Genomic DNA, 25563 nt, shown 5'->3' on the forward strand with positions numbered 1-25563 from the left:
CGGGCTGCGCATCCACCGCCTGGCCGATGCGGCGGCGCGCCGGCGGCGGGTGCGGGAGCTGCTGGTCCAGGTCGGGCTGCAGCCGGAGCATGCCGACCGCTATCCGCATGCCTTCAGCGGCGGCCAGCGCCAGCGCATCGCCATCGCCCGGGCGCTGGCCACCGACCCCGACTTCCTGGTGGCGGACGAGCCGGTCTCGGCCCTCGACGTCTCGGTCCAGGCCCAGGTGATGGCGCTCTTGTCCTCGCTCCGGGCCGAGCTCGGCCTGACCATGCTGTTCATCAGCCATGACCTGCCGGTGGTGCGGCACCTGTGCGACCGGGTGGTGGTGCTGTATCTCGGCCGGGTGATGGAGGAGGGGCCGGTCAGGGAGATCTTCACCGCGCCGCGCCACCCTTACACCAGGGCGCTGCTGTCGGCGGCGCCGCGCCTGGCGGCAGAGGGCCGGCCACAGCGGATCCGCCTGGCCGGCGAGCCGCCGAGCCCGCACGACCCGCCCTCCGGCTGCGTCTTCCGCACCCGCTGCCCTCATGCCCTGCCGGCCTGTGCCGGGGCGGTGCCGCCGCTGCGCGACGCCGCGCCCGGCCACCGCTTCGCCTGCATCCGCGACGACGTCACCCGGCCGCCGTCGATCATGCCCGACCACCACATGACGCTTGACTCCGTCCATAATGGACGATCACAATCATAATCTCAGTTCCCAAGAAACGATCGAATGTCCGGACCGACGTCCGGCCACGAACATTCGATCGCACGCTGTCTGATCATCGGCTGATGAAAAAGAAGGCATGATGTGCCTGTGATGGGCATTCTGCGTTCTTTCATCGGAATTGTGTCAGTTCTTCCAACATGAGGAGGACATGATACATAGGACACCGCTCGAGCCGTCGCTGTGGTACGCCACGGCGGCCGCGGCGCCGGAGACGACGGCGCTGGACGGCACGGTCGACGCGCCGGTCTGCGTGATCGGCGCGGGCTACACCGGCCTGTCCACCGCGCTGCATCTCGGTGAACGCGGCGTCGGCGCGGTGGTGCTGGAGGCGGAGCAGGTCGGCCATGGCGGATCGGGCCGCAACGCCGGCCACTGCACCCCGACCTTCCATGTCCATGAGATCCCGACCATCCGGCGGATCCTGGGCGAGCCCTTCGCCTCGCGGCTGATCGAGCGGCAGACCAACGCCGCCAACCTCGTCTTCGACATCATCCGCCGCTACGGCATCGACTGCGAGGCGGTGCAGACCGGCTACATCCATGCCGCCCACGCCACCGCCGCCCTGGCGAAGCTGGAGCAACGCTGCCGGAACTACGCGGCAATCGGCAAGGCCACCCGGATGCTGGACCGCGAGGAGGCGCAGCGCCTGACCGGGTCGCCGCGCTTCTGCGGCGGCTGGTTCCATCCGGAGGGCGGGCATCTCAACCCGCTCGGCTACGCCCGGGGCTTGGCGCGCGCCGCCATGTCGCGCGGCGCGCAGGTCTTCACCCGCTCGCCGGTCACCGCGATCCGGCCGCAGGGCGGGCGCTGGCGGGTCGAGACCCCGACGGGCGCCGTCATCGCCGACAGGGTGGTCTGCGGCACCGGCGCCTACACCGACGGCTTCTGGCCGGGGCTGGAGCAGAGCTTCGCCAGGCTCGGCGTCGCCGTGCTGGCGACCCAGCCGCTCGGCGACAATGTCCGCCGGACGATCGCGCCGGACAACAACACCGTGGTCGACAGCCGGCGCGACATCTCGATCTGGAAATACGACAAGGACGGGCGGCTGGTGACCTCGCTGTTCGTCGAGGGAAGGCGTGGCCGCGACCCGGCCTATACCCACGACCTGATGCGCCGGAAGCTGCAATGGCTGCTGCCGCAGCTCGGCGATATCGAGTTCCAGTACAGCTGGTCCGGCGCGCTCGACATGCAGCCGCGCACCTTCCCGCGGCTCTACGGCTTGGCGCCCGGCATCGTCGCCTCGCTCGGCTATTCCGGCCGCGGCGTGCCGACCGGCACGATGATGGGCAGGGTGCTGGCGGAGTGGGCGACGGGAACGCCGTCGCGGGACCTCGCGCTGCCGGTCGAAAATCTGCAGCGGGTGCCCTTCTATATGAGCTTCATGCCGCGCGTCATGCTGGCCTGGTCGCGGCTCCGCGACCAGCGAGCCGCCCGGCGCGACGGCCTCGACCCGCCGCCCTTCTGACCTCGCCCCAACTTTGCCGGATCCATGCGGAACTGTGATTTGAACCAGCCCACCGGAACCAAGGACGGCTATGCCCGCCACGAGCGATGGCCGCGGCGAGGGGCGCGTCCGCCGCGCCCGCCCGCGGAGCAACCCGCAGATCCCGAAGACGATCGACTTCTCGGAGATCGACTTCGACATCTTCACCGACCTGCTCAGCTTCTACGTCCGCACCGTCAACATGCTGGTCAGCCGCGACCTGGACGAGCAGATGGAGGCGCTGTCGCTGGCCGGCGGCACCGGCAAGATCTCGACGCTGCTGCTGGTCGGCCGCAACCCCGGCATCCGGCCCTCGGTGCTGGCGCATTTCATCCTCAAGGACCGCTCGGCCATGGGCCGGCTGCTCGACCAGCTGCAGCAGGCCGGGCTGATCGAGCAGAAGATCTCGCCGGAGGAGCGGCGGGCGCGCGAGCTGTACCTGACCGCCAAGGGCCGGCGCGTGGCCGAGCAGGTGCGCGCCGTCGCCCGCCGGCAATCCGCCGAGTTCTTCTCGATCCTGAGCGGGGAGGAGCAGGCCGACCTGCTGCGCATCCTGCGCAAGGTCTATGGGAGCTACGTCGAGCAGGCGCCGTTGGGCGAGTAGCCCCTCCGGCTTGGTTTCTTTTCAATCCCCCTCCCCTTGCGGGAGGGGGGCAGGGGGAGGGGGCTGCGCGCGTCGGCGCGCGAATGCGAATAGGACCCGACTCTCCATCCAAACCGGTCTCTGGTCGTCCAAGCCGGGGCACGCTGCGACAACCCCCTCCCCCTGCCCCCCTTCCACGAGGGGAGGGGGGACTCGTTTGGTTGTCGCTGAGGGAAGCGAGCATCTGGCTGACGGGGGGGCACCATGACTGACGCCCGCGTCGCGATGATCTCGGGTGCCGGCCGCGGCATCGGCGCCGAGATCGCCGCCGCCCTGGCCCGCGCCGGGTGGCGGCTCAGCCTCGGCGCCCGCAACCCGGCGCAGCTGATCCCGCCCGAGGGCGCCGACGCCCTGGCCCACCGCTTCGACGCCCGCGACCCGGATTCCGAAAGGCTGTGGGTCGAAGCCACGGCCGAGCGGTTCGGCCGGATCGATGCCGTCATCGCCAATGCCGGCATCATGATCCCGAAGACGGTGATCGCGGCCGACGACGCCGACCTCGACGACCTGATCCAGGTCAACGTCAAGTCGCCGCTGCGGCTGGTGCGGGCCGCCTGGCCGCATCTCGTCGCCTCCGGCCACGGCCGCGTCGTCACCATCGCCTCGCTGTCGGGCAAGCGGGTGAAGTCGGCGACCTCCGGCCTCTACGCCGTCAGCAAGTTCGCGGCGCTGGCCCTGACCCACGCCATCCGCCATGCCGGCTGGGACGAGGGCGTGCGCGCCACCGCGGTCTGCCCCGGCTTCGTCGCCACCGACATGGCCGCGGGCCTGACCAACCGGCCGCCCGAAGCCATGACCCAGCCGCAGGACGTGGCGCGGATCGTCGCCTTCCTGCTGGACCTGCCCGACACGGCGAGCATCGCCGAGATCCCGATCAATTCGACCCTGGAGGACAGCTGGTGAGTCCGGCCGCCTTTGAGTGCAACGCCTGCCCCACCTCCTCGTCATCGCGAGGACCCCGGCCTCGAGCCGGGGGACGCGGGGATCCAGCGGCACCGGCCCCTGGATTGCTTCGTCGGCTTCACCTCCTCGCAATGACGGTCTTGGCAGAGGAGGACTGGTGATGGGCCCGCAGGTCGACAGCGTCGAGCCCGATGCCGTCCTGCCGCAGCGGGTCGACGTGGTCATCGTCGGCGGCGGCATCATCGGCACCAGCGCCGCGCTGACCCTGGCGCAGCGCGGCGTCTCGGTGGCGCTGTGCGAGAAGGGCCATGTCGCCGGCGAGCAGTCCAGCCGCAACTGGGGCTGGTGCCGCAAGACCCGGCGCGATCCGCGGGAGATCCCGCTGATCATCGAGAGCATGCGGCTGTGGGAGGGCATGAACCAGAGGGTGGAGGCCGAGACCGGCTTCCGCCAGAGCGGCATCCTGTTCGCGGTCGAGACCGACCGGGAGATCGCGGAATACGAGGCCTGGCTGGAGCATGCGCGGCCTTATCAGCTCGACGCCCGGCTGATCACCGCCGCCGAGTTCGACCGGCTGATGCCGGGCGCCGGCGGGCGCTGGAAGGGGGCGCTCTATTCCGCCTCCGACGGCAGGGCCGAGCCTCAGCGCGCCGCCCCCGCCATCGCCCGCGCCGCGCGCCGGGCCGGCGCCGCGATCCTGACCGACTGCGCCGTCCGCGGCGTCGAGCGGGCGGGTGGCCGCATCGCCGGGGTGGTGACGGAGCGCGGCCGCATCGCCTGCGACACGGTGATCGTGGCGGCGGGCGCCTGGTCGCGGCGCTTCCTGAAGGATCTCGGCCTCAGGCTGCCGCAGCTCAAGGTCCGGGCCAGCGTGCAGCGGACGGCGCCGCTGGACGGCGCGCCGGAGACGGCGATGTGGTCGAAGGAGTTCGCGCTGCGCAAGCGTATCGACGGCGGCTACACCATCGCCGACGGCAACTCCAACATCGCCCCGCTGGTGCCGGACAGCTTCCGCTTCTTCAGCGACTTCCTGCCGGCGCTGCGCATGGAATGGTCGTCGCTGAAGATCCGGCTCGACGACCGGTTCCTGCAGGAATGGCGCGAGGCGGCGCCGGTGCCGCTGGACCAGCCCTCGCCCTATGAGAAGGTGCGGGTGCTGGATCCGGAGCCCGACCGCCAGGCCAACCGCCGGGCGATGGCCGATCTGGCCCGCCAGTTCCCGGCCTTCGCCGGCGCCCGGGTGGTGCAGGAATGGGCCGGGCTGATCGACGTGACGCCCGACGCGGTGCCGGTGATCTCGACTGTCGAGCAGGTGCCGGGCCTGGTCGTGGCCACCGGCTTCTCCGGCCACGGCTTCGGCATCGGCCCCGGCGCCGGGCAACTGGCCGCCGATCTCGCCACCGGCGCCCGCCCGATCGTCGACCCGACGGATTTCCGTTTCTCGCGCTTCACCGACGGATCGAAGCCCAGGCCGATGGCCGGGGTGTAGGACGGCCGGCGGGGAGCGGGCGCAGACCCGTCCCACCGGGCCTTGGAGGCAACGAATAGGGGAGCTTCACCATGACCGACGAGACCAGGGATCTTCCGTTCGCTCAGCCCACCCGCCGGCGCCTTCTGGCTGCGGGTCTCGCCGCCGGCACGGCGGTCTGGCTCGGCCCCGGCCAGGGCTGGGTCAAGACGGCGCGGGCGGCGGGGCCGCCGGCCAAACCGACCGGGCAGGCTGTGATCGGCCTGTCGCAGGAGCCGACGGTGTTCCACCCTCTGATGCTGCACATCGAGGTCGACGACGGCGTCTATGCCAACCTGTTCAGCCCGCTGTGGCAGGTCGATCCCCAGGGGGGCTTCATCCCCGATCTCGCGGCCGAGGTGCCGACCCTGGAGAACGGCGGCATCTCGGCGGACGGCCTGACCTGGCGCATCAAGCTGCGCGGCGACGTCAAGTGGCACGACGGCACGCCGTTCACGGCCGAGGATGTGAAGTTCACCATCGACCTGATCAACAACCCGAAGTTCCGCGCCGGCCGCCGCGCGGGGCACGAGCTGGTGCGCGACATCCAGGTGGTCAGCCCGACCGAGCTGACCTGGCGGCTGGAGAAGCCCTACGCGCCCTATCCAGCGATCCTGTCCTGGACCTTCATCGTGCCGAAGCACCTGCTGGAGAAGGAGGCCGACCCGAACGCCTCGACCTTCGCCACGAGGCCGGTCGGCACGGGACCGTTCAAATGGGTCGAGCGGGTGCCGGGCGACCACATCACCCTCGCCGCGCATGAGGGCTATCACCTGGACGGCCCCTATCTGGAACGGCTGGTGATCAAGTACATCCCCGACCTGACCGTCCTCTACACCCAGTTCCGCACCGGCGACATCGACTATATCGGCCTGCAGGGCATCACCGCCGATCACTATGAGGAAGCCAAAGGCCTGGCCGAGCGCGACGTCCTGCCGGTGGCGCGCGCGACCATCGAGAACATCGCCTTCAACCTCGGGCTGCCGGTGTTCCAGGACCCGGCGGTGCGCGAGGCCCTCTACTATGGGATGGACAAGCAGAGCATCATCGACAGCATCTATTACGGCCTGCCGACGCCGTCGGAATCCTACCTGCCGAAGGAATCCTGGGCTCACAACCCGGACCTGCCGAAACATGTCTACGATCCGGACAAGGCGAAGCAGATCCTGGATGCGGCCGGCTGGGCCCCGGGCGGCGACGGCATCCGCGAGAAGAACGGCGTGCGGCTCGAATTCGTCAACTCGACCACCGCCGGCAACCATGTGCGCGAGCAGGCGCAGCAGCTGCTGCAGCAGAACTGGCTCGACATCGGCGTCAAGATGAACATCAACAACCTGCCCCCGGCGGTGATGTGGGGCGACTACTGGATGATGTCGAAGTTCGAGACGGCGATGGTCGGCATCGCCTTCATGATCGGCCCCGACCCGGACGCGACGGACTACTTCTCCAGCCGTTCGATCGGCGCCAAGGGCGGGGGTGGCCAGAACACGACGCAGTACGAGAGCGCCGAGGTCGACAAGCTGCTGGCCGAGGGCGCCTCGACGGTCGATCTCGCCAAGCGCAAGCAGGCCTATCTGAAGATGCAGGAGATCACGCGCCGCGACCTGCCCTATCTGCCGATCTTCCAATACGCCATGGTCCAGGGCGTGAAGAAGGGGCTGACCGGCTTCACCTCCAACGTCAACGTCCCGGAGAACTGCTGGAACGCCTACACCTGGTACTGGGCGGGCTGAGGGAGGCGGCCGCCCGGAGACAGAGGAGGCCCGACCATGGCCCGATTCCTGTTCGGCCGCGCGATGCAGAGCCTGCTGCTGCTCCTGCTCGTGTCGATGATCGGCTTCGCCGTGCTGCACCTCACCCCGGGCGGCCCGCTGGCCCAGTTCGCCCTGGTCCCCGGCATGTCGCAGGAGCGGCTGGCGCAGATCGCGCATGAGATGGGCCTCGACCGGCCCCTGCCGCTGCAATACTGGGAATGGCTGACCCGGCTGCTGACCGGCGACTGGGGACGGTCCTACCGCGACCAGCAGCCGGTGCTCGCCGTCATCGGCTCGCATCTCTTCGCCACGCTCGAGCTGATGGCGACGGCGATCCTGATCGCGGTGCTGCTCGGGGTCTGGATCGGCGTGATGGGGGCGATCCGGCGCTATTCCTTCGCCGACACGCTGGCGACGGTCGGCGCCATGATCGCCCTGTCGATCCCGACCTTCTGGTTCGGCCTCGTCGTGATCTACATCTTCTCGGTCCGGCTGCAATGGCTGCCGGCCGGCAACATGTACACGGTCGGCGACGGCTCCCTCCTCGATTTCCTGCACCACCTGATCGCGCCCGCCCTGGTGCTGGCCCTGGTCGAGGTGGCGATCTGGAGCCGCTACATGCGCGCCTCGATGATCGACGTGATCAACCAGGACTACATCCGCACCGCCCGGGCCAAGGGGTTGCCGGAGAAGCGGGTGCTGATCCGCCACGCGCTGCGCAACGCCCTCCTGCCGATGATCACCCTGGCCGGGCTCGAGCTGCCGACGCTGCTCGGCGGCGCCCTGGTGACGGAGACGGTGTTCACCTGGCCCGGCATGGGCCGGCTGTTCCTCGATTCCCTCGGCTACCGCGACTATCCGGTGGTGATGGGGATCCTGGTGTTCTCGGCGGTGCTGGTGCTGCTCGGCAATCTCCTGGCCGACATCCTCTGCGCCATCGCCGATCCGCGCATCCGGCTGGATTGAGGGGAGGGGATGATGACCTTGGCCGCCGCCGACCCGAACGCCGCCACTGTCGCCGAGTCCGTCCCGCAGGCCGGGAACCGCGGCTGGCGCCGGTTCCGCCGGCACAGGCTGGCGATGTTCGGCGTCGCCTGCATCCTGCTGCTGGTCCTGGCCTGCGTCGCCGGGCCCTGGCTGCTGCCCTTCGACGACCTGCGCATCGACATGCGCGCCCGCTTCGCGCCGCCTTTGACCGGGCTTCACCTCTTCGGCACCGACCCGCTCGGCCGCGACCTCTGCGCCCGCCTGCTGATGGCCGGGCGCATCTCCCTCTCCGTCGCCTTCGCCGCGATGGTGATCAGCACCCTGGTCGGCTCCGCCGTCGGGGTGGTGGCGGGCTATTACGGCCGGGCGGTCGGGGCGGTGCTGATGCGCCTGGTCGACGCCATGCTGTGCTTCCCCGCCGTCTTCCTGCTGCTGACGCTGGCGGCCCTGCTGAAGCCCGATCCGGTCACCATCACCCTGATCATCGCCGCGACCAGCTGGATGGAGGTGGCGCGCGTGGTCGAAAGCCAGATCCGCACCCTGCGCGAGCGCGACTTCACCCTGGCGGCGGAGATGATGGGCGCCTCCGACGCGCGGATCATGGTCGACGAGCTGCTGCGCAATGCCGTCGGCCCGATCGTCGTCGCCGCCACCCTGACCGTCGCCCGCGCCATCCTGATGGAGGCCTATATCAGCTTCCTCGGCTATGGCATCCAGCCGCCGACCGCGAGCTGGGGCAACATGCTGAACAACGCCCAGCAGTACCTGACCTCGGCGCCCTGGCTCGCCCTGGTTCCGGGCTTCGCCATCACCCTGGCGGTGACCAGCTTCAACTTCATCGGCGACGGGCTGCGCGACGCGCTCGACGCCCGGCTGGACGCATCATGACGGACGCCCCGATCCTCGAGGTCCAGGACCTCGCCGTCACCTTCCGCGGCGAAGGCGGGGCGGTGACGGTGGTCAACGACGTCTCCTTCTCCGTGCGGCGCGGCGAGACCCTGGCGCTGGTCGGCGAATCCGGCTCGGGCAAGAGCGTCACCAGCCTGGCCGTGCTGCGGCTGCTGCCGCCGGCGCCCCGCTGCGCGGTCGCCGGCTCGGTCCGCTTCACCGGGCGCGACGGCCGCAGCCGCGACCTGCTGCAGCTCGACGCCGAGGCGATGCGCGCGGTGCGCGGCGACGAGATCGCGATGATCTTCCAGGAGCCGATGACATCGCTGAACCCGGTGCACCGGATCGGCGACCAGATCGCCGAGGCGGTGACCTTCCACCGCGGCCTCGGCCGGCGGGAGGCGATGGCGCGGGCCGAGGAGCTGCTGGAGCTGGTCGGCATCCCGGAGCCGCGGCGGCGCCTGGCCGCCTGGCCGCATCATTTGTCGGGCGGCATGCGCCAGCGCGTGATGATCGCCATGGCCCTGGCCTGCGACCCCAGCCTTCTGATCGCGGACGAGCCGACCACGGCGCTCGACGTCACTGTCCAGGCCGGGATCATCGACCTGTTGAAGTCGCTGCAGGCGAAGACCGGCATGGCGATCATCTTCGTCACCCACAATCTCGGCGTGGTGGCCGAGATCGCGGACAGCGTCATGGTCATGTATGCCGGCCGGATCGTCGAGCGCGGCGACGCCGTCGGCCTGCTGCAGCGGCCGCGCATGCCCTACACCCAGGGACTGCTGCGCTCGGTGCCGCGGATCGACCGGCTGGAGTTCGGCGGCGGCGTCCTGCCGGCCATTCCCGGCAGCGTCCCGGACCCCGGCCGTCTGCCGCCTGGCTGCTCCTTCCACCCGCGCTGCGGCCATGCCCGGCCCGGCGCCTGCGACGCCGCGGTGCCGGCGCTGGAGGAGGCGGATGGCCGGGTGGTGCGCTGCCATCTGTGGCGCGAGATCGAGGCGGGGACGTGATGCGAAGTCGCTCGAAGGACGTTTGTCGTCACCCCCAAAACCGTCATGGCGAGCCCCGCAGGGGCGTGGCCATCCAGGGCGGCTCGCACCGGCCCCTGGATGGCCACGTCGCTGCGCTCCTCGCCATGACGGTGATGGGCATGGAGGACGGTGTGCAATGACGACACTGCAGCCTACCCCCACACCACCTCCCATCCTCGACCTGCAGGAGCTCAGCAAATCCTTCCCGGTCGGCGGCACGCTGTTCGGCCGCGACCGGCTGCAGGTGCGCGCGGTCGACCGCGTCTCCTTCACCGTGCGGCAGGGCGAGGTGCTGGGCCTGGTCGGCGAATCCGGCTCGGGCAAGAGCACGCTGGGCCGCACCCTGCTGCGGCTGATGCGGCCGACCGGCGGGCGCGTGCTGTTCGAGGGCACCGACATCACCACCCTCGGCCGCCGGCAGCTCAAGCCGATCCGGCCGCGGATGCAGTTCCTGTTCCAGGACCCGGCGGCATCGCTGAACCCGCGCATGACCGTCGGCCGCATCGTCGCCATGCCGCTGCGGGTGCAGAAGGCCGTGCCCTCGGCGGCGGAGCGCGCGGCCAGGGTGGCGGCGGCGCTGGAGACGGTCGGCCTGTCGGCCCGTCATGCCGAGCGCTTCCCGCACGAATTCTCCGGCGGCCAGCGCCAGCGCATCGGCATCGCCCGGGCGCTGGTCACCGAGCCGCGGCTGCTGGTGGCGGACGAGCCGGTCTCCGCCCTCGACGTCTCGGTCCAGGCGCAGATCATCAATCTGCTGATGGAGGTGAAGCGGCGGCTGGACCTGACCATCCTGTTCATCAGCCACGACCTGGCGGTGGTGGGCCAGATCTGCGACCGGGTGGCGGTGATGTATCTCGGCCGGATCGTCGAGATCGCCCCGGCCCGCGCCCTGTTCGAGACGCCGCGCCACCCCTACACCGAGGCGCTGCTGTCGGCCGCGCCGATCCCGGACCCGACTTTGCGCCGTCCGCGCATCCTGCTGAAGGGCGAGCTGCCCAGCCCGCTGTCGCCGCCCTCGGGCTGCGCGTTCCGCACCCGCTGCCGCTACGCCCTGCCGGCCTGCGCCGAGACCGCCCCGCCGCTGCGGGCGGTCGGGGACGGCCATCTCAGCGCGTGCATCCGGCCCGAGCTGGCGCTGGCCTCGCCGCTGCGACCGGCCACCGCCTGCGCCGGCTGACCAGATTCTGTGCAGCATGCCCCGCCGGATGCCGGCAGGGCGGGAAGGGAAGGGCGGATCCGGCCGTTCCCGGCCCTTCCGCGGCTGGCACGGCCCTTGCTTCGAATTTGAGACGAAAGCGAGGTCCCGCCATGACCGACATCACCACCGTCAAGACCGAACGCAACATCCTGTTCCCGATCGTGCTGGCGCTCGTCGCCGGCGTCGCGACCGGCGTCCTGTGGTGCTACGCGAACCCGATCCAGCTGGTGCCCGGCGTCATCCAGTGGCGCATCTTCGCCTTCCTGCCGCCGCTGGTGGGCATCCTGTTCGGCGCGCGCAGCGGCTTCATCTGCGGCTATGTCGGGTCGCTGGTCTGGTCGCTGCTGGCCGGCACCTTCATCCCGGCCCACACGCTGATCGTCGACGGCATCATGGTCGGGCTGACCGGCGCCGTGCCCGGCCTGCTGTTCGACCCGGCCCGCAAGCCGATCGACACCGCCGGGCTGGTGAAGATCGCCGCCACCTGCCTGGTCGTCGGCCTCGTGATGGTGGCCGCGGTGGCGGCCAGCCTGGCGTTTCTCGGCATCTTCCCGTTCTGGTGGGGGCTGCTCTATCTCGGCCTGTCGGACATCGTGCCGATGATCATCGGCACGCCGCTGCTGGTGAAGCCGGCGCTGAAGATCCTGGCCGGGTCGGGCCTGACCTCCGGCATCACCCGGTTCTGAGGACCCGCGCCGAAAAGTGCTCGAGCTCGATGCGCTCAGCGTGGGCTTCGCCCCGGCGAAGCCCGCCATCCTGCCCACCTCCTTCCGGATCGCCCCCGGCGGCCGCCTGCTGCTGTGCGGCGCCAACGGCTCCGGCAAGTCGACCCTGCTGGCCACCGCCGCCGGGGTGATCCCGAAGCTGTCCCGGCCGCCCTTCCTGGCCGGTTCCGTCCGCCTCGGCGGGGCCGAGCTGGGCGGCCTGCCGCGCACCGAGCTGTTCCGCCGCGTCGGCATCGTGTTCCAGAACCTGGACGACCAGCTCTGGGACCTCGGGGTCGAGGACCTGATCGCCTTCCCGCTGGAAAGCCGTGGCCTGCCGGGCCTGCGGGTGCGGGACCGGGTGCTGCAGCTTGTCTCGGCCCTGTCGATCGAGCCGCTGCTCGGCCGCCGGGTTTTGACCCTGTCCGGCGGCGAGCGGCGTATGGTCGCCCTGGCCGCGGCCCTGGCGACAGGGCCGGAGCTGCTGGTGCTGGACGAGCCGACCACCGGCCTCGACCCGGCCGCCCGGCAGCGCCTGGCCGGGCTGCTCGGTCGGCTGGGCGGGGATCTCCCCATGCTGCTGGCGGCGGAGCAGGATGCCGGCGCGCTGGCTTCGGTCGCCGATGCCGTGCTGCTGCAGAAGGACGGCGCCGCGGATGTGCTGCGGCCGATGGCGGAGGCGGCGGCGGATGACCGGCTGTGGCTCGACCACGGGCTGCTGCCGGTGCGGCGCCGGGCCGGCAGCCGTCGTCGGGGCGCCGGGACCGGCCGGACGTTGATCGAGGCAACCGGGCTGGTCAGCCGCCTGCGTCGCGGCGACGGCCGGCCGGTGCTGGACGGCGTCGACCTGGCCGTCCGGGCCGGCGAGGTGGCCGGGCTGATCGGGCCGAACGGCACCGGCAAGACCACCCTGTTCCAGTCGATTCTGGGTCTGTCGCCGCTCGCGGCCGGGCGCATCCTCCTGGGCGGCGAGGAGGCCGGCGGCTGGACCGTCGCCCGCCGCGCCCGCCGCATCGCCTATGTGCCGCAGAACGTCCGGCGCATCCTGTTCAACCTGACCGTGCTGGACGAGGCCGCCTTCGCCGTCTGCGGCAAACCGCGCGGGACCGGCGCTGCCGATGTCCGCGCCAGGGCGCAGGCCGCGCTGATGCGCTTCGGCCTCGACCGCCGGGCGGGGGACAGCCCCTTCGCCCTGTCGGCGCGCGAGCAGGCGGTGCTGGGCCTGGCCTGCGCCGCGGCGGCGGAGGCCGAGCTGGTGATCCTCGACGAGCCGCTGCTGGCGCGCGACCTCGCCGGCCGGGCGCTGCTCGACCGCTTCCTCGACGATCTGCGCGGCCGGGGCGGTGGCGCGCTGCTGGTCTCGCACGACCTGGATCTGGTCGACGATGTCGCCGACCGGCTGCTGATCATGGATGGCGGCAAGATCCGCCACGACGGACCGCCGGAAACCGGCTGGCACTCCGCCGCCTTCGCCGCGCTGGGCTGGCCGGCGCCGCTACCCGCGCCTGCGGAGGCGGTGGCATGAGCCTGCTGCTGCGGCTGAACTTCTTCCTCAAGCTGCTGGCGGCCGCCGCCGTCACCGCCGTCGCCTGGCTGGTGGCCACGCCGCTGCCGGCGCGGCTGCTGATGGCCGCCGTCCTCGCCGTGCTGCTGGCGCTGCGGCTGCCCGGGATGCGCGGCTATCTGAAGGGCGCCGCGATCCTGTTCGCCCTGGTCTTCGCCACCTGGCTGCTCAATCTCTGGCTGCAGGGCGCGCCGCCGGCCGAGGCCGCGGCCACGGCGCTGCGCATGGCGGCGCGGCTGGTGGCGACGACCGGCGCCTTCTTCTTCGTCATGGAGACGTCGAGCCCCGGCTCGATCCTGGCCGCGGCCAGCGCCCTGCGCCTGCCGTCCATGGCGACGCTGGTGCTGGCCCTGATCTTCGGCCTGATCCCGATGCTGCGCGACGAGTTCGAGCGCATCGGCGAGGCCCAGCGCGCCCGTGGCATGGAGCTGGACGACGTGCCGCTGTGGACCCGGCTACGCTATGGTCTGGCCCGCGGCGTGCCGCTGCTGGTGCAGAGCATCCGCATGGCCCAGGCGATCGCGACCTCGCTGTCGGTCTACGGTTTCGATCCGGCGGTGCGGCGCAGCAGCTGGCGGCGGGTCGGGGTGCTGGTGGAGGAAAGGCTGCCGGCGGCGGCCGAAAACGGAGAACGCAGGACGTGACGGAACAGACCAAGCCGACCTGGCGCGTCGATGTGGCGGGGCTGCCGGTCGATCTGCCGATCGTGCCGATCAAGCCGGATTTCGCCATCTCGCTGCTGATGGTGATCGATGCCGGGGTGGCCTTCGGCGAGCATGTGGGCCGCGCTTTGGCGGAACGGCTGGCTCCCTTGAAGCCGGATGTCGTCGTCGGCGCCGCCACCCTCGGCATCCCGGTCGCGATCGAGGTCAGCCGCCATCTCGGCCTCGACCGCTACGTCATCCTGCAGAAGTCGCCCAAGATCCATCTCGGCGACGCGCTGGTGCAGAGCATCACCTCGATCACCTCGAATGGCGAGCAGCGGCTGCTGCTCGACCGCGCCGCGGTGCCGCTGCTGGCCGGCAAGCGGGTCGTGGTGGTGGACGACGTGGTGGCGACCGGCTCCAGCCTGGCCGGGTCGCTGGCGCTGGTGCGCGCCGCCGGCGCCGAGGTGGCCGGCATCGGCGTGATCCTGACCGAGGCGCATGACTGGGAGCCGGTGCTGGGCGTGGACGCCGCGCTGGTCACGGCGCTCGGCCACATCCCGCAGTTCCGCCCGGGCGCACAGGGCTGGGAGCCGATTCCCGGGACGATGTGAAGGCCGCGTGGCGGCTTCATTGGAATCCTGGGGTCGCATGACTTTTGAAATATATTTCAACGATTGAGATTTATTGACACAGTTCTCGGGGCACCTCACCATCTTGGGAATCGGGTCTCTGCTGCAATTGCAACCGCGGCGCCGGACAGGGCGCTCCCGGGCGCATTCGGCGGGGCCGGGAGAAGAATGGAGGGGGGAACGATGAACGCCTATCGATCGGCGCTGCTGGCCCTCGGCCTGATGGCCGGGGCCCTGTGTCAGACGGCATCCGCCCAGCCCGCCGACCCGCTTCCGCTGACGGGGCCGGGCCTGGGCAATCTCACCTACACCGACGCCGAGCTGTTCAAGGAGATCTCCGCGATCGACTGGAACGCTCCCAATCCCTACAGCGGACCCAACATCATCAACACGAACGGCATCCCCGCCGTCAATCACACCTTTCCCGACGGCAGGACGTCGAAGCCCTTCGGCATCAATGTCGGGATCATGCACAAGGGCTATTTCCTGACCCAGTTCGCGCCGGACAGCGGCGGGGGGCCGGGCGGCTTCCTGCTGTACGACGTCAGCGACCCCCGGAACATCAGAAAGGTGAAGGAGATCTACGAGCCGACGGGACGGACGAGCGAGTTCCGGGAGGCGCATGCCTTCGGCGTCTCGACCATCGGCGGCAAGGACTACATCGCGGTCCAGAGCGGCTACGGCGTGGAGTTCTGGGATTTCACCGACATCAACAATATCCAGCAGGTCGGCAAGCTGCGCCTGGCCAATGTGAACTTCGGCGACTACGAGAACGTCGCCTGGCAGCTGTGGTGGCAGGCGCCCTATCTCTACGTGGCGTCGGCCAGCCAGGGCATGTTCATCGTCGATGCGCGGGACCCGGCGAATCCCAGGCTGGCGGATCGCGGGAACGGCCGGCCCAACCCGGTGCCGCTGGGCGAGCTGGGCGGCTTCCGGATCGGCCCGGTCTTCGCGATGGGCAACCAGATGGTGCTGTCCTCGATGGAGACCACCTCGGGCTTCGCCACGCTGGACATCTCGGACCCGCTCAACCCGACCCTGGTCGGCGGCAAGGCGACCCTGCCGACGTACTACGCCACGTGCTTCGACGGCCGGAAGCTCTATACGTCGGGGCGGAACGCCAATGGCAGGATGGCCGGCTACGACCTCTCGGATCCGCGCCAGGTCAAGATCGAGAACGAGACCACGGTGGTCGACGAGGGCCTCTACTGCGCCATCCAGGACAACCACCTGATCGTCGGCGAGCAGCGCAACATCACCAAGCTGGACGTGACCAATCCTGCCCAGTACGTGCAGATCGGGAGGTCCCCCGACGCCTTGAACAACCCGCAGGAGCAGGGCTACGTCTCGAACCCGCCGAACGGGAACACGGATCCGGATCTCGGGCAGGTGGCGCCCTTCGGCAATCTGGTCTTCGTCGGCGGCGATCACGGCACGAACACGGCCTTCCGGCCCCACCAGAAGGCGCCGGACACGACGCCGCCGGCGGTCCGGGCGGTCTCACCAGCCAACGGGGCGCAGTTCCAGCGGGTGACGTCGCGAGTCGGCTTCGGGCTGAGCGACAGTATCCTGCCCGAGACGGTCAACAGCGCGACCTTCATCGTCCGGCCCAAGGGCGGGCAGCCGCTGGCAGGCACCTACAGCGTGCAGCTGGGCATCATCAACTTCTCCCCCGCCGCGCCGCTGGCGCTCGACACCGAATACGAGGTGGTCCTGAAGGCGGGCGGGGTGAAGGACTACGCCGGCAACGCCCTGGCCCAGGACGTCGTGTCGACCTTCACCACGGGGAACCGGCCGGTCCCGAACTCCTATGTCAACCGGTGGCCGCTGGACGGCTCGCTGCAGGACGTGGCGGGCGGCAACGACGGCGTCGCCTCCGCCGCCGACCGCTATGCCGAAGGCGGCCTGGACTTCGCGGCCAGGACCACCGGCGTGCAGCTCGAGAGCGACGGCATCGCCGACACGCTGGGCGGGTCGGCCACCGTCATCTTCCGCATCAAGACCACCCAGACCGGGACCAGCAACAACCCGTGGCAGGCCCCGGGCGTCTTCGGACGCGACCAGGCCAACGGCACCAGCGACATCTTCTGGGGCTGGATCGACACCCAGGGCTATCTGAACCTGTCGGTCGGCAATAAGACCACCGCCAACCCCGGCACCCGGTCCCCGGCGCCGATCAATGACGGGCAGTGGCATCAGGTGGCCATGACCCGCAATGCCGTGACGGGGGCGCAGGCGGTCTATGTGGACCTCACCAAGGCCACGTCGACCGGGACACCGGGCGTGGTCGGGCTGACCGACAGGCTGCAGATGCTGGGCCAGATCCAGGGCAATCCCGTGGCCTTCAAGGGCATCCTGTCGGATGTCCGGGTCTACAGCCGCGTCCTGTCCGAGGGCGAGGTGCTCGACATCTTCGATCTCCGGCCGAAGGTCCTGCCGCAGCAGAACGTCAACACGGTCGTGCGGATCGACCCGAGGGCGATCGGTCTGAGCGGGGAGAGATATATCTGGAACTTCGGGGACGGCAGCCCGCCGGTCACGACCACGTCGGCCAGCCCGATCGTGCAGTACACCTACCAGACGCCGGGTAACTACACCGTCTCGGTGACGGTGGTCGCAGCCGACGGCACGCAGTCCCAGTATTCCTTCATCCAGAGCGTGATCAACCCGGTCTCGGCGACGGCGCCCACGGCCACCAGCAACATCGTCGGCAGGGGCAACGCGGTCTACGCCCTCGACCCCGACGCCGGGACGGTGGCGGCGATCGACGCAGCGACCCTGACCAAGAGCTGGCAGGTGGCGGTGGGGAAGGAGCCGAAGACGCTCGCCCTCGGGCCCGACGGCAAGCTCTGGGTCGCGGTGCAGGGCGATGACAAGCTGGTGCGGATCGACCCCTCGACCCGGGCCGTCACATCCTTCCCGCTGGACTATGCCAGCGCGCCCTACGGCGTGGCGTTCACGCCCGACGGCACCAAGGGCCTGCTGACCCTGGCAGGGCGGTCGGCGCTGGTGGCCTTCAATCCGTCCACCGGCGCGATCACCGGCCGGGTGGCGCTGCCCGAGGGCAGTGACGCCCGCGGCATCGCCGTCAGCGCGGATTCGAAGACGGCCTATGTCACCCGCTTCCGGTCGCGGATGACGCAGGGCGAGCTGTACAAGGTGAATCTCACCACCATGGGCAGCCCGACCGTGATCCCGCTCCAGGTCGACCGGACGACGACGGCGACCGAGGCTTCGGCGCCCGGCATCCCGAACTATCTGAACCAGGTGGTGATCTCGCCCGACGGGCTGCGCGCCGTCCTGCCGTCGAAGAAGGACAACATCGTCGACGGGCGGTACCGCAACGGCATCGACCTGAAGGCCGACTCCACCGTGCGCTCGATCCTCTCCCAGGTGGATCTGGCGCGGGGGGTTGAGGTCTTCGCCGAGCAGATCGACTTCAACAACCGGTCGGCGGCCCGCGCCGCGCTCTTCGCCCCGTCCGGCAACTACATCTTCGTGGCCGAGATCGAATCCAACGCCGTGGAGATCGTCGATCCCTATCGGCGGGCGGTGGTCGGTTCGGTCTCCGGCGTCGGTCGGACGCCGCATGGCCTGTATCTCGACGCGTCGCGCAAGCTGCTCTTCGTCAACAGCTTCCTCGATCGCAGCGTGACGGTCCATGACGTCAGCAAGGTGCTGACCGGGGAGGATTTCCAGACGCCCCCGCCCCGGACCATCGCCACGGTGGCGCAGGAGCCGCTGGCCGCCAATGTTCTGGCCGGCAAGCGGATCTTCTACAACGCGGCCGATCCGCGGATGAGCAACGAAAGCTATATCTCCTGCGCCAGCTGCCATGTCGACGGCGACAGCGACGCCATGGTCTGGGACTTCACCCAGCGGGGCGAAGGGCTGCGCCGGACGATCTCGCTCCAGGGCCGGCAGGGGATCGGGGCGGCCGGGGGCAAGCTGCACTGGACCGCGAATTTCGACGAGGTCCAGGACTTCGAGAACGATATCCGCAACGAGTTCGAGGGCGGCGGCTTCATGACCGACGCCGACTTCCAGCGGACCGCGAACACGCTGGGGCCGAAGAAGGCCGGGCTCAGCGCCGATCTCGACAACCTGGCGGCCTATGTGTCGTCGCTCTCGACCTTCCCGCGCAGCCCGTACCGGGACGCGCAGGGGTGCCTGACGGCGGCGGCCAAGCGGGGCCAGCAGGTCTTCAACCAGGGCAACTGCACCAGCTGCCACGGCAGCACGCCCACGGTGCAGGACAACCTGCGGCACGATGTCGGGACCGTCCAGGCCTCGTCCGGCACCGGGTCCGGCCAGCCGCTGGCCGGCATCGGCTTCGACACGCCGACCCTGCACGGCCTGTGGCAGTCGTCGCCGTACCTCCACAACGGCCAGGCGGCGACGCTGGCGGATGTGTTCCGCCCCAACCTCAGCGCCGTGCATGGCGGCAAGGTCGGGGCCGGCAATGTCGCGGACCTGACCGCCTATCTGCGGTCGCTGGACGGGCAGAACGTGTGCACCGGGGTGGCCAGCCGCTAGGCGCGCCGACCCCGGCCTCCGGACAGGCTGCGGTGGGGCAGCCTGTCCGGATCTGCTTTTGATCAGGCCGGCAGGAAGCGCCGGCGCTCCTCCTCGAAGCGGCGGGCGATGAACTGGCGGCACAGCGCCACCCGCCGCAGCCCGGCCGTGTCCGGATGCGACAGCATGTAGTAGCTGCGGCGGAAGCCCACCTCCGGCAGGATCCGGACCAGCCCGGCCATGCCGGCGGCGGCGAAATCGTGCAGCACGCCGATGCCGATTCCGGCCCGCACCGCCTCCATCTGCCCGGTGACGCTGGCGCAGCGGAAGCGGCGGGGCGACCGGTCCTCCAGCGCCTTGGCGTAGTCGAGGGCTGGGGCGTAGGCGTAGTCCTCGACCCCCGTCACCACGACATGGTCCGCCAGCGCGTCCAGATCCGCCGGCGTGCCCGCCGCCGCGAGATAGTCGGCCGCGGCATAGACGCCGAGGCTGTAGTCGGTCAGTCGCGACACGATCAGCCGGCCTTCCACCGGCCGGTCCAGCCCGATCGCCAGGTCGGCCTCGCGCCGGGACAGCGAGAAGCTGCGGGGCAGGGGCACCAGCTCGATCGTCAGGCTCGGGTATTGCCGGGCGAAGCGGCCCAGCTCCCGCGCCAGGAAATGGTTGCCCAGGCCGTCCGGCGCGCCGATGCGCACCGTGCCTGCCACCTCCGCCTCATCGGACCGCAGCCCTTCCGCCGCGCCCAGAAGCGCCGTCTCGATGCCCTCGGCCACTGGCAGCAGCCGCTCGCCGGCCTGGGTCAGCACCGACCCGGCCGGCCGCCGGTCGAACAGCACCGTGCCCAGATCGGCCTCCAACGCGTCCAGCCGGCGCGCCACGGTGGCGTGGTTCAGCCCCAGCTTGCGCGACGCGGCCAGCAGCTGGCCGTGCCGGGCGACCGCGAGGAAGACGCGCAGATGGTCCCAGTCCATGGCTATAAATCTCGCACAATGGTTGCTCGATCCTGTGCGTTGATGCGCGCCGGGTAAAGCGGGAAGAAGGATCCGGCAGCAGAGGAGGAGACGAGAATGCCAACCGAGATCCATCATTTTGTCGGCGGCCGCCGGTTCCCGGGCGGCAGCGGGCGCACCGCCCCGGTCTTCAACCCGGCCACCGGCCAGCAGAGCGGCAGCGTCGCCCTGGCCTCGGCCGACGACGTGCGCGCCGCGGTCGCCAGCGCCCGCGAGGCGTTTCCCGGCTGGGCCGGCACCACGCCGCTGCGCCGCGCCCGCATCCTGAACCGCTTCCTGCGCATCGTGGAGGAGCGGACGGACGAGCTGGCCGCCGCCATCACCGCCGAGCACGGCAAGGTGCTGAGCGACGCCCGCGGCGAGGTCCAGCGCGGCATCGAGGTGGTGGAGTTCGCGACCGCCGCGCCGCAGCTGCTGAAGGGCGAGGTGACGGAGAATGTCGGCACCCGCGTCGACAGCCACTCGCTGCGCCAGCCGCTCGGCATCGTCGCCGGCATCACCCCGTTCAACTTCCCGGCCATGGTGCCGATGTGGATGTTCCCGGTGGCGCTGGCCTGCGGCAACTGCTTCATCCTGAAGCCGTCGGAGCGCGACCCCTCGGCCTCGCTGCTGCTCGCCGAATGGCTGAAGGAGGCCGGCCTGCCCGACGGCGTGTTCAACGTCGTCCATGGCGACAAGGAGGCTGTGGACGCGCTGCTGTTCGACCCCGACATCTCGGCGGTCAGCTTCGTCGGCTCCACCCCGATCGCGCGCACCATCTACGAGACCGCGGCGCGCACCGGGAAGCGCTGCCAGGCGCTGGGCGGCGCCAAGAACCACATGATCGTGATGCCGGACGCCGATCTCGACCAGGCGGTCGACGCGCTGATGGGCGCGGCCTACGGCTCGGCCGGCGAGCGCTGCATGGCGATCTCGGTCGCCGTGCCGATCGGCGAGAAGACCGCCGAGGCCCTGGTCGCCCGGCTGGAGCCGCGGGTCCGCGCTCTCGCCATCGGCCCCGGCACCGACCCGGAGGCCGAGATGGGGCCGCTGGTCACGAAGCAGCATCTCGAGCGGGTGCGCGGCTATATCGACGCCGGCGTCGCCGAAGGGGCCAAGCTGGTGGTCGACGGGCGCGACTTCCGCCGCCAGGGCTATGAGGATGGCTACTTCATCGGCGGCACGCTGTTCGACCACGTCACCACCGACATGAAGATCTACCGCGAGGAGATCTTCGGCCCGGTCCTGTCGATCGCCCGCGCGCCGGACTACGAGACCGCGGCCGGCTGGATCAACCGGCACGAATTCGCCAACGGCACGGCGATCTTCACCCGCGACGGCGACGCCGCGCGCGAGTTCGCGCACCAGATCCAGGTCGGCATGATCGGCATCAACGTGCCGATCCCGGTGCCGATGGCCTTCCACTCCTTCGGCGGCTGGAAGTCGTCGCTGTTCGGCGACCACCACATGCATGGGCCGGAGGGGGTGCGCTTCTACACCCGGCTGAAGACCATCACCACCCGCTGGCCGACCGGCATCCGCGCCGGCGCCGACTTCGTGATGCCGACGATGAAGTAGACGTTCCGCCTGCCCGCCGCTGCGGGCCGGGAGAACGGGAAGGGGCGTGCCGATCCGGCGCGCCCCTTTTTTCTTGTCCGGCTCCGACAAGCCGCTTGACGCCGGCGGCGATCTCCGCTTCTCTGTGTGCAATAAATTTCAGGTATTGAAAGATACATCAACAACCGGCCGCGCAGGACGCCGCCGGGATCAGGGGAGGATGAGAGATGAAGACCTTGCGTACGCGGATTCTGGCGGGCGCCGCCCTCGGGGCCATGCTGTCAGCCGCCCCCGCCGGCGCGGCGGAGCCGTTCCGCTGCGAGCCGGGCGAGCTCTACGCCATGAACGTGATGGTCTCGGGCGTCGAGTACTGGTTCCCGGTCTATGAGATGTTCAAGCAGGCCGGCCAGCAGATGGGCTGCGAGACGATCTACACCGGCACGCCCGACTACGACGTCACCAAGCAGATCGCCAGCTTCGACCAGATCCTGGCCCGCCAGCCCAAGGGCATCCTGGTGCACCCGATGAACGCCGACCCGTTCATCGAGCCGATCAACCGCGCCATCGAGCAGGGCACGGCGGTGGTGACCTTCGCCGCGGACTCGCCGCACTCCAACCGCACCGCCCACATCACCTCGAACAACGACCTCGAGGGCCGGGGCGCCGCCGACGCGGTGGCCGAGGCGATGGGCGGGAAGGGCGAATACGCCGTGCTGGAGAATCCGGGCCAGGACAACCACGACCGCCGCATCGCCGCCTTCATCAAGCGGATGGAGGAGAAGTGGCCGGACATGAAGCTGGTGGCCCGCGCCGCCTCGAACCAGGACCCGAACAAGGCCTATCAGGCCGTCTTGTCCATGGCCCAGGCCAACCCCAATCTCGGCGCGATCTTCATGCCGGAGGCGAACTCGGCCCTCGGTGCGGCCCAGGCCAGCGTGGAGCTCGGCGGCAAGATCAAGGTCATGACCGCCGACGTGAACGCCAAGATCCTCGACATGATCAAGGCCGGCCAGGTCTTCGGCTCGGTCAACCCGAACCAGGGCATGCAGGGCTACATGGGCTTCATGGCGCTCTACCTGGCCGCGCATCCGGAGCTGATCGACCCGATGAACGACGCCAAGCGCAACGGCAAGAACCCGATGACCATCCCCTATATCGACAACGGCTACGCCGTGGTGACGGCCGCCAATGCCGACGACTTCTACTGGGATGCGTATCTGAAGCGCCGCGGCACCAAGGGCATCGAAGAGTAACCTCGCCGTCCATCCGCCGGCCGGGACCGCCCGGCCGGCCCGCCATCGCCGGTCCCGCCGGCGACCAGGGAAGCCTTATGTCCGAACCCCTGCTCTCCGTCCGCGACATCGCCAAGAGCTTCGGCCCGGTCCGCGCCCTGGCCGGCGTGCAGTTCGAGCTGCGCGCCGGCGAGGTGCACGCCCTGATGGGCGAGAACGGCGCCGGCAAGTCGACGCTGATGAACATCCTGGGCGGCGTGCACCAGCCAGACCGGGGCACGGTCAGCCTGGACGGCCAGCCGGTGCGGATCCCCGGCCCGGCCGCGGCGCAGGCGCTCGGCATCGGGCTGGTGCATCAGGAGATCGCGCTGTGCCCCGACGCGACCGTGGCCGAGAACATCTTCATGGCCGAGACCAACGGCCGGCGCGGCCTGTGGATGGACACGCGCGACCTGCGGCGGCGGGCCGAGGCGGTGCTGGCCGGCCTGCATCCGGTGCCGGTCGAGGTCCGGGCCGGCGAGCTGCCGATCGCGAGCCAGCAGATCGTCGAGATCGCCAAGGCCCTGACCCTGAACTGCCGGGTGCTGATCTTCGACGAGCCCACCGCGGCGCTGACCGAGGCGGAGGCGGAAGCGCTGTTCGCCATCATCCGGGACCTCAGGGCCCGCGGCATCGGCATCGTCTATATCAGCCACCGCATGGCGGAGATCTTCACCATCGCCGATCGCATCACCGTGTTCCGCGACGGCGCCTATGTCGACACGCTGCAGACCGCGGCGACGACGCCGGAGCAGGTGGCCGCGAAGATGGTCGGCCGTCCGCTGCTCGACCTCTACCCGCCGCGCCGCGGCCCGGCGGCCGGCGCCCCGCTGCTCAAGGTCGAGGAGCTGTCGGATGGCGGCATCGTCCGCGACGTCGGCTTCGAGGTCCGCCCGGGCGAGATCGTCGGCCTCGGCGGGCTGATCGGCTCCGGCCGGACCGAGACGGTGCAGGCGATCTGCGGCCTGGCCCGGCGCGCCTCCGGCCGGATCACCTGCGACGGCGCCGAGGTGCCGCCGGACGATTATCCCGCCGCGGTCCGGCAGGGCCTCGTCTATCTGAGCGAGGACCGCAAGGGCAACGGCATCTTCCTCGACCTGCCGATCGCCCAGAACATCTCGTCGCTGGACCTGCGTCTCGTGTCCGGTCCGGTGATGGTCAGCCGGAAGCGGGAGGCGGCTCTGGCCGAGGCGATGCGGCAGCGGCTCGGCATCCGCTGCGCCGATGTCCACCAGCCGGTGGCGACGCTCAGCGGCGGCAACCAGCAGAAGGTGGCGCTGGCCCGGCTGCTGGCGGTCAATCCCCGCATCCTCTTCGTCGACGAGCCGACGCGCGGCGTCGACATCGGCGCCAAGGCGCAGATCTACGCCATCCTCCGCGAGCTTGCCGATCAGGGCGCCGGGATCGTCGCGATCTCGTCCGAGCTGCCGGAGCTGATCGGCATCAGCGACCGCATCCTGGTCCTGCACGAGGGCCGCCTGGCCGGCGAGCTCGGGCCCGACGAGATGTCGGAGGAGGCGATCATGCAGCTGGCCTCGGGCCTCGGATACCAGCCGCCCAGCCAGGGCGCGATGCGCCGCACCGCCATGGGAGACATCAGATGAGCATGAGCACGGCCGCCGCGGCGCCGATGATGCGCGTCGTCCGGGTCCGCGAATTCGGCCTCCTGGCCATCATCGCCCTGCTGTTCGTGGCGATGAGCTTCGCTTCGCCCTACTTCCTGACCTGGTCGAACATGCGGGCGGTGCTGCTGTCCTTCTCGATCGAGGGGATCGTGGTGATCGGCATGACCATCCTCCTGATCGTCGGCGGCATCGACCTCTCGGTCGGCTCCGTGGTCTGCCTGTCGATGGTGATCGGCGGCACGCTGTTCCTGGCCGGGCTCGACCCCTGGTCGGCCAGCCTGATCGCGATCGCGGCCTGCGGCGCCATCGGCTTCCTGATGGGGCTGTGCGTCACCCGGATCGGGCTGCACTTCTTCATCGTGTCGCTGGCCTTCATGGTGGTGGCCCGCGGCCTCAGCCTGCTGCTGACCCAGGGCACGCCGCAATCGCTGTTCTCCCTGCCGAAGGCGTTCAAGTTCGTCGGCCAGGGCAGCATCGGCGGCCTGCCCTTCGTGATCCTGATCTTCCTTGTGCTGATCGCCCTGTTCGACGTGCTGCTGCGCCGGTCGGTGCTGTTCCGGCGGGTCTACTACACCGGCAGCAACGAGAAGGCGGCCCGCTTCTCCGGCATCGACACAAAGCGCACCAAGATCATCTGCGCCACGCTGTGCAGCACGCTGGCCGGGATCGCGGGCGTCATCTACATGGCCCGCTTCGGCGCGGCCACCCCGCAATTCGGCATCGGCATGGAGCTCAGCGTGATCGCCGCGGCGGTGATCGGCGGGGCCAGCCTGAACGGCGGGTCCGGCACCATCGCCGGCGCGGTGCTGGGGGCGGCCCTGCTGTCGCTGGTCACCTCCTCGCTGATCCTGCTGAACGTGCCTGTGTACTGGCAGGACATCATCCGCGGCGCGATCCTGCTGGCGGCGGTGACGATCGATCACCTCCTCAACATGCACAAGGCCCGAGGCTGAGAC

The 25563-nt window shown here is 70.2% G+C and carries 20 protein-coding genes; 19 read left to right on the forward strand and 1 reads right to left on the reverse strand.

All coding sequences use genetic code 11. From position 1 onward, the window contains the following. The 15 genes from G537_RS40245 to G537_RS40260 all read left to right on the forward strand — a co-directional run. Positions 1–691, forward strand: a 691-nt coding sequence (locus G537_RS40245; protein WP_155888811.1) for an oligopeptide/dipeptide ABC transporter ATP-binding protein, incomplete at its 5' end; no start/stop codon positions are given. Between the two features lie 169 nt (positions 692–860). Then, positions 861–2177, forward strand: a complete 1317-nt coding sequence (locus G537_RS0127600; RefSeq protein WP_026872848.1) for an NAD(P)/FAD-dependent oxidoreductase — start codon at positions 861–863, stop codon at positions 2175–2177. A 70-nt stretch (positions 2178–2247) separates the two neighbouring features. After that, entirely contained in the window at positions 2248–2799 is a 552-nt protein-coding gene (locus G537_RS40250; RefSeq protein ID WP_081689088.1) for a MarR family winged helix-turn-helix transcriptional regulator, read from the forward strand. A gap of 243 nt (positions 2800–3042) precedes the next feature. Continuing rightward, entirely contained in the window at positions 3043–3741 is a 699-nt protein-coding gene (locus G537_RS0127610; RefSeq protein WP_026872849.1) for an SDR family NAD(P)-dependent oxidoreductase, read from the forward strand. A 160-nt stretch (positions 3742–3901) separates the two neighbouring features. Beyond that, positions 3902–5230 carry an NAD(P)/FAD-dependent oxidoreductase gene (locus G537_RS0127615; protein ID WP_155888812.1) on the forward strand — a complete coding sequence of 443 codons (1329 nt, stop codon included), beginning with the start codon at positions 3902–3904 and terminating at the stop codon, positions 5228–5230. Positions 5231–5301: 71 nt separating this feature from the next. After that, positions 5302–6981, forward strand: a complete 1680-nt coding sequence (locus G537_RS0127620; protein WP_026872851.1) for a peptide ABC transporter substrate-binding protein — start codon at positions 5302–5304, stop codon at positions 6979–6981. A 36-nt stretch (positions 6982–7017) separates the two neighbouring features. Further along, positions 7018–7968 (forward strand): ABC transporter permease, encoded by a 951-nt coding sequence (locus G537_RS0127625; RefSeq protein ID WP_026872852.1) that lies wholly within the window; start codon positions 7018–7020, stop codon positions 7966–7968. A 12-nt stretch (positions 7969–7980) separates the two neighbouring features. After that, the gene (locus G537_RS0127630; protein WP_026872853.1) at positions 7981–8877 is read left to right on the forward strand and encodes an ABC transporter permease; all 897 of its coding nucleotides are present in this window, start codon (positions 7981–7983) and stop codon (positions 8875–8877) included. Continuing rightward, positions 8874–9887 carry an ABC transporter ATP-binding protein gene (locus tag G537_RS0127635; protein ID WP_026872854.1) on the forward strand — a complete coding sequence of 338 codons (1014 nt, stop codon included), beginning with the start codon at positions 8874–8876 and terminating at the stop codon, positions 9885–9887. The genes G537_RS0127630 and G537_RS0127635 overlap by 4 nt, the downstream gene beginning before the upstream one ends. 157 nt (positions 9888–10044) lie before the next feature. Then, complete coding sequence (locus tag G537_RS0127645) at positions 10045–11085, forward strand: ABC transporter ATP-binding protein (RefSeq protein WP_051249213.1); 1041 nt, start codon at positions 10045–10047, stop codon at positions 11083–11085. Between the two features lie 131 nt (positions 11086–11216). Continuing rightward, positions 11217–11792 carry a hypothetical protein gene (locus tag G537_RS0127650; protein WP_026872856.1) on the forward strand — a complete coding sequence of 192 codons (576 nt, stop codon included), beginning with the start codon at positions 11217–11219 and terminating at the stop codon, positions 11790–11792. Between the two features lie 16 nt (positions 11793–11808). Next, positions 11809–13335 (forward strand): ATP-binding cassette domain-containing protein, encoded by a 1527-nt coding sequence (locus G537_RS0127655; protein ID WP_026872857.1) that lies wholly within the window; start codon positions 11809–11811, stop codon positions 13333–13335. After that, positions 13332–14018 carry an energy-coupling factor transporter transmembrane component T family protein gene (locus G537_RS40255; protein WP_034853244.1) on the forward strand — a complete coding sequence of 229 codons (687 nt, stop codon included), beginning with the start codon at positions 13332–13334 and terminating at the stop codon, positions 14016–14018. The genes G537_RS0127655 and G537_RS40255 overlap by 4 nt, the downstream gene beginning before the upstream one ends. Next, positions 14015–14632, forward strand: a complete 618-nt coding sequence (locus tag G537_RS0127665; RefSeq protein WP_026872858.1) for a phosphoribosyltransferase family protein — start codon at positions 14015–14017, stop codon at positions 14630–14632. The genes G537_RS40255 and G537_RS0127665 overlap by 4 nt, the downstream gene beginning before the upstream one ends. Before the next feature lie 201 nt (positions 14633–14833). Further along, positions 14834–19186 (forward strand): Ig-like domain-containing protein, encoded by a 4353-nt coding sequence (locus G537_RS40260; RefSeq protein WP_051249214.1) that lies wholly within the window; start codon positions 14834–14836, stop codon positions 19184–19186. A gap of 62 nt (positions 19187–19248) precedes the next feature. Here the strand turns inward: G537_RS40260 and G537_RS0127675 are convergent, their stop codons facing one another. After that, positions 19249–20136, reverse strand: coding sequence for a LysR family transcriptional regulator (locus tag G537_RS0127675; protein ID WP_026872859.1), 888 nt, complete (start codon positions 20134–20136; stop codon positions 19249–19251). Positions 20137–20232: 96 nt separating this feature from the next. Between G537_RS0127675 and G537_RS0127680 the strand changes: the two genes are divergently transcribed. The 4 genes from G537_RS0127680 (at position 20233) to G537_RS0127695 (ending at position 25560) form a co-directional block, all read left to right on the forward strand. Next, the gene (locus tag G537_RS0127680) at positions 20233–21732 is read left to right on the forward strand and encodes a CoA-acylating methylmalonate-semialdehyde dehydrogenase (protein ID WP_026872860.1); all 1500 of its coding nucleotides are present in this window, start codon (positions 20233–20235) and stop codon (positions 21730–21732) included. Between the two features lie 206 nt (positions 21733–21938). Beyond that, positions 21939–22964 carry a substrate-binding domain-containing protein gene (locus G537_RS0127685; protein ID WP_026872861.1) on the forward strand — a complete coding sequence of 342 codons (1026 nt, stop codon included), beginning with the start codon at positions 21939–21941 and terminating at the stop codon, positions 22962–22964. A gap of 77 nt (positions 22965–23041) precedes the next feature. Beyond that, a complete protein-coding gene (locus tag G537_RS0127690; RefSeq protein WP_034853247.1) occupies positions 23042–24586 on the forward strand; it encodes a sugar ABC transporter ATP-binding protein in 1545 nt (514 codons plus the stop codon). Continuing rightward, complete coding sequence (locus G537_RS0127695) at positions 24583–25560, forward strand: ABC transporter permease (RefSeq protein WP_026872863.1); 978 nt, start codon at positions 24583–24585, stop codon at positions 25558–25560. The genes G537_RS0127690 and G537_RS0127695 overlap by 4 nt, the downstream gene beginning before the upstream one ends. Positions 25561–25563: the final 3 nt, after the last annotated feature.

This window comes from Inquilinus limosus DSM 16000 (assembly GCF_000423185.1).
Taxonomy (GTDB): domain Bacteria; phylum Pseudomonadota; class Alphaproteobacteria; order DSM-16000; family Inquilinaceae; genus Inquilinus; species Inquilinus limosus.

Coding starts and splice junctions, on each gene's coding strand:
- G537_RS0127695 (WP_026872863.1), top strand. CDS start 24,583: ATGAGCATGAGCACGGCCGCCGCGGCGCCGATGATGCGCGTCGTCCGG.
- G537_RS0127690 (WP_034853247.1), top strand. CDS start 23,042: ATGTCCGAACCCCTGCTCTCCGTCCGCGACATCGCCAAGAGCTTCGGC.
- G537_RS0127675 (WP_026872859.1), bottom strand. CDS start 20,136: ATGGACTGGGACCATCTGCGCGTCTTCCTCGCGGTCGCCCGGCACGGC.
- G537_RS0127680 (WP_026872860.1), top strand. CDS start 20,233: ATGCCAACCGAGATCCATCATTTTGTCGGCGGCCGCCGGTTCCCGGGC.
- G537_RS0127625 (WP_026872852.1), top strand. CDS start 7,018: ATGGCCCGATTCCTGTTCGGCCGCGCGATGCAGAGCCTGCTGCTGCTC.
- G537_RS40255 (WP_034853244.1), top strand. CDS start 13,332: ATGAGCCTGCTGCTGCGGCTGAACTTCTTCCTCAAGCTGCTGGCGGCC.
- G537_RS0127645 (WP_051249213.1), top strand. CDS start 10,045: ATGACGACACTGCAGCCTACCCCCACACCACCTCCCATCCTCGACCTG.
- G537_RS40260 (WP_051249214.1), top strand. CDS start 14,834: ATGAACGCCTATCGATCGGCGCTGCTGGCCCTCGGCCTGATGGCCGGG.
- G537_RS0127615 (WP_155888812.1), top strand. CDS start 3,902: ATGGGCCCGCAGGTCGACAGCGTCGAGCCCGATGCCGTCCTGCCGCAG.
- G537_RS0127685 (WP_026872861.1), top strand. CDS start 21,939: ATGAAGACCTTGCGTACGCGGATTCTGGCGGGCGCCGCCCTCGGGGCC.
- G537_RS0127635 (WP_026872854.1), top strand. CDS start 8,874: ATGACGGACGCCCCGATCCTCGAGGTCCAGGACCTCGCCGTCACCTTC.
- G537_RS0127610 (WP_026872849.1), top strand. CDS start 3,043: ATGACTGACGCCCGCGTCGCGATGATCTCGGGTGCCGGCCGCGGCATC.
- G537_RS0127620 (WP_026872851.1), top strand. CDS start 5,302: ATGACCGACGAGACCAGGGATCTTCCGTTCGCTCAGCCCACCCGCCGG.
- G537_RS0127600 (WP_026872848.1), top strand. CDS start 861: ATGATACATAGGACACCGCTCGAGCCGTCGCTGTGGTACGCCACGGCG.
- G537_RS40250 (WP_081689088.1), top strand. CDS start 2,248: ATGCCCGCCACGAGCGATGGCCGCGGCGAGGGGCGCGTCCGCCGCGCC.
- G537_RS0127630 (WP_026872853.1), top strand. CDS start 7,981: ATGACCTTGGCCGCCGCCGACCCGAACGCCGCCACTGTCGCCGAGTCC.
- G537_RS0127650 (WP_026872856.1), top strand. CDS start 11,217: ATGACCGACATCACCACCGTCAAGACCGAACGCAACATCCTGTTCCCG.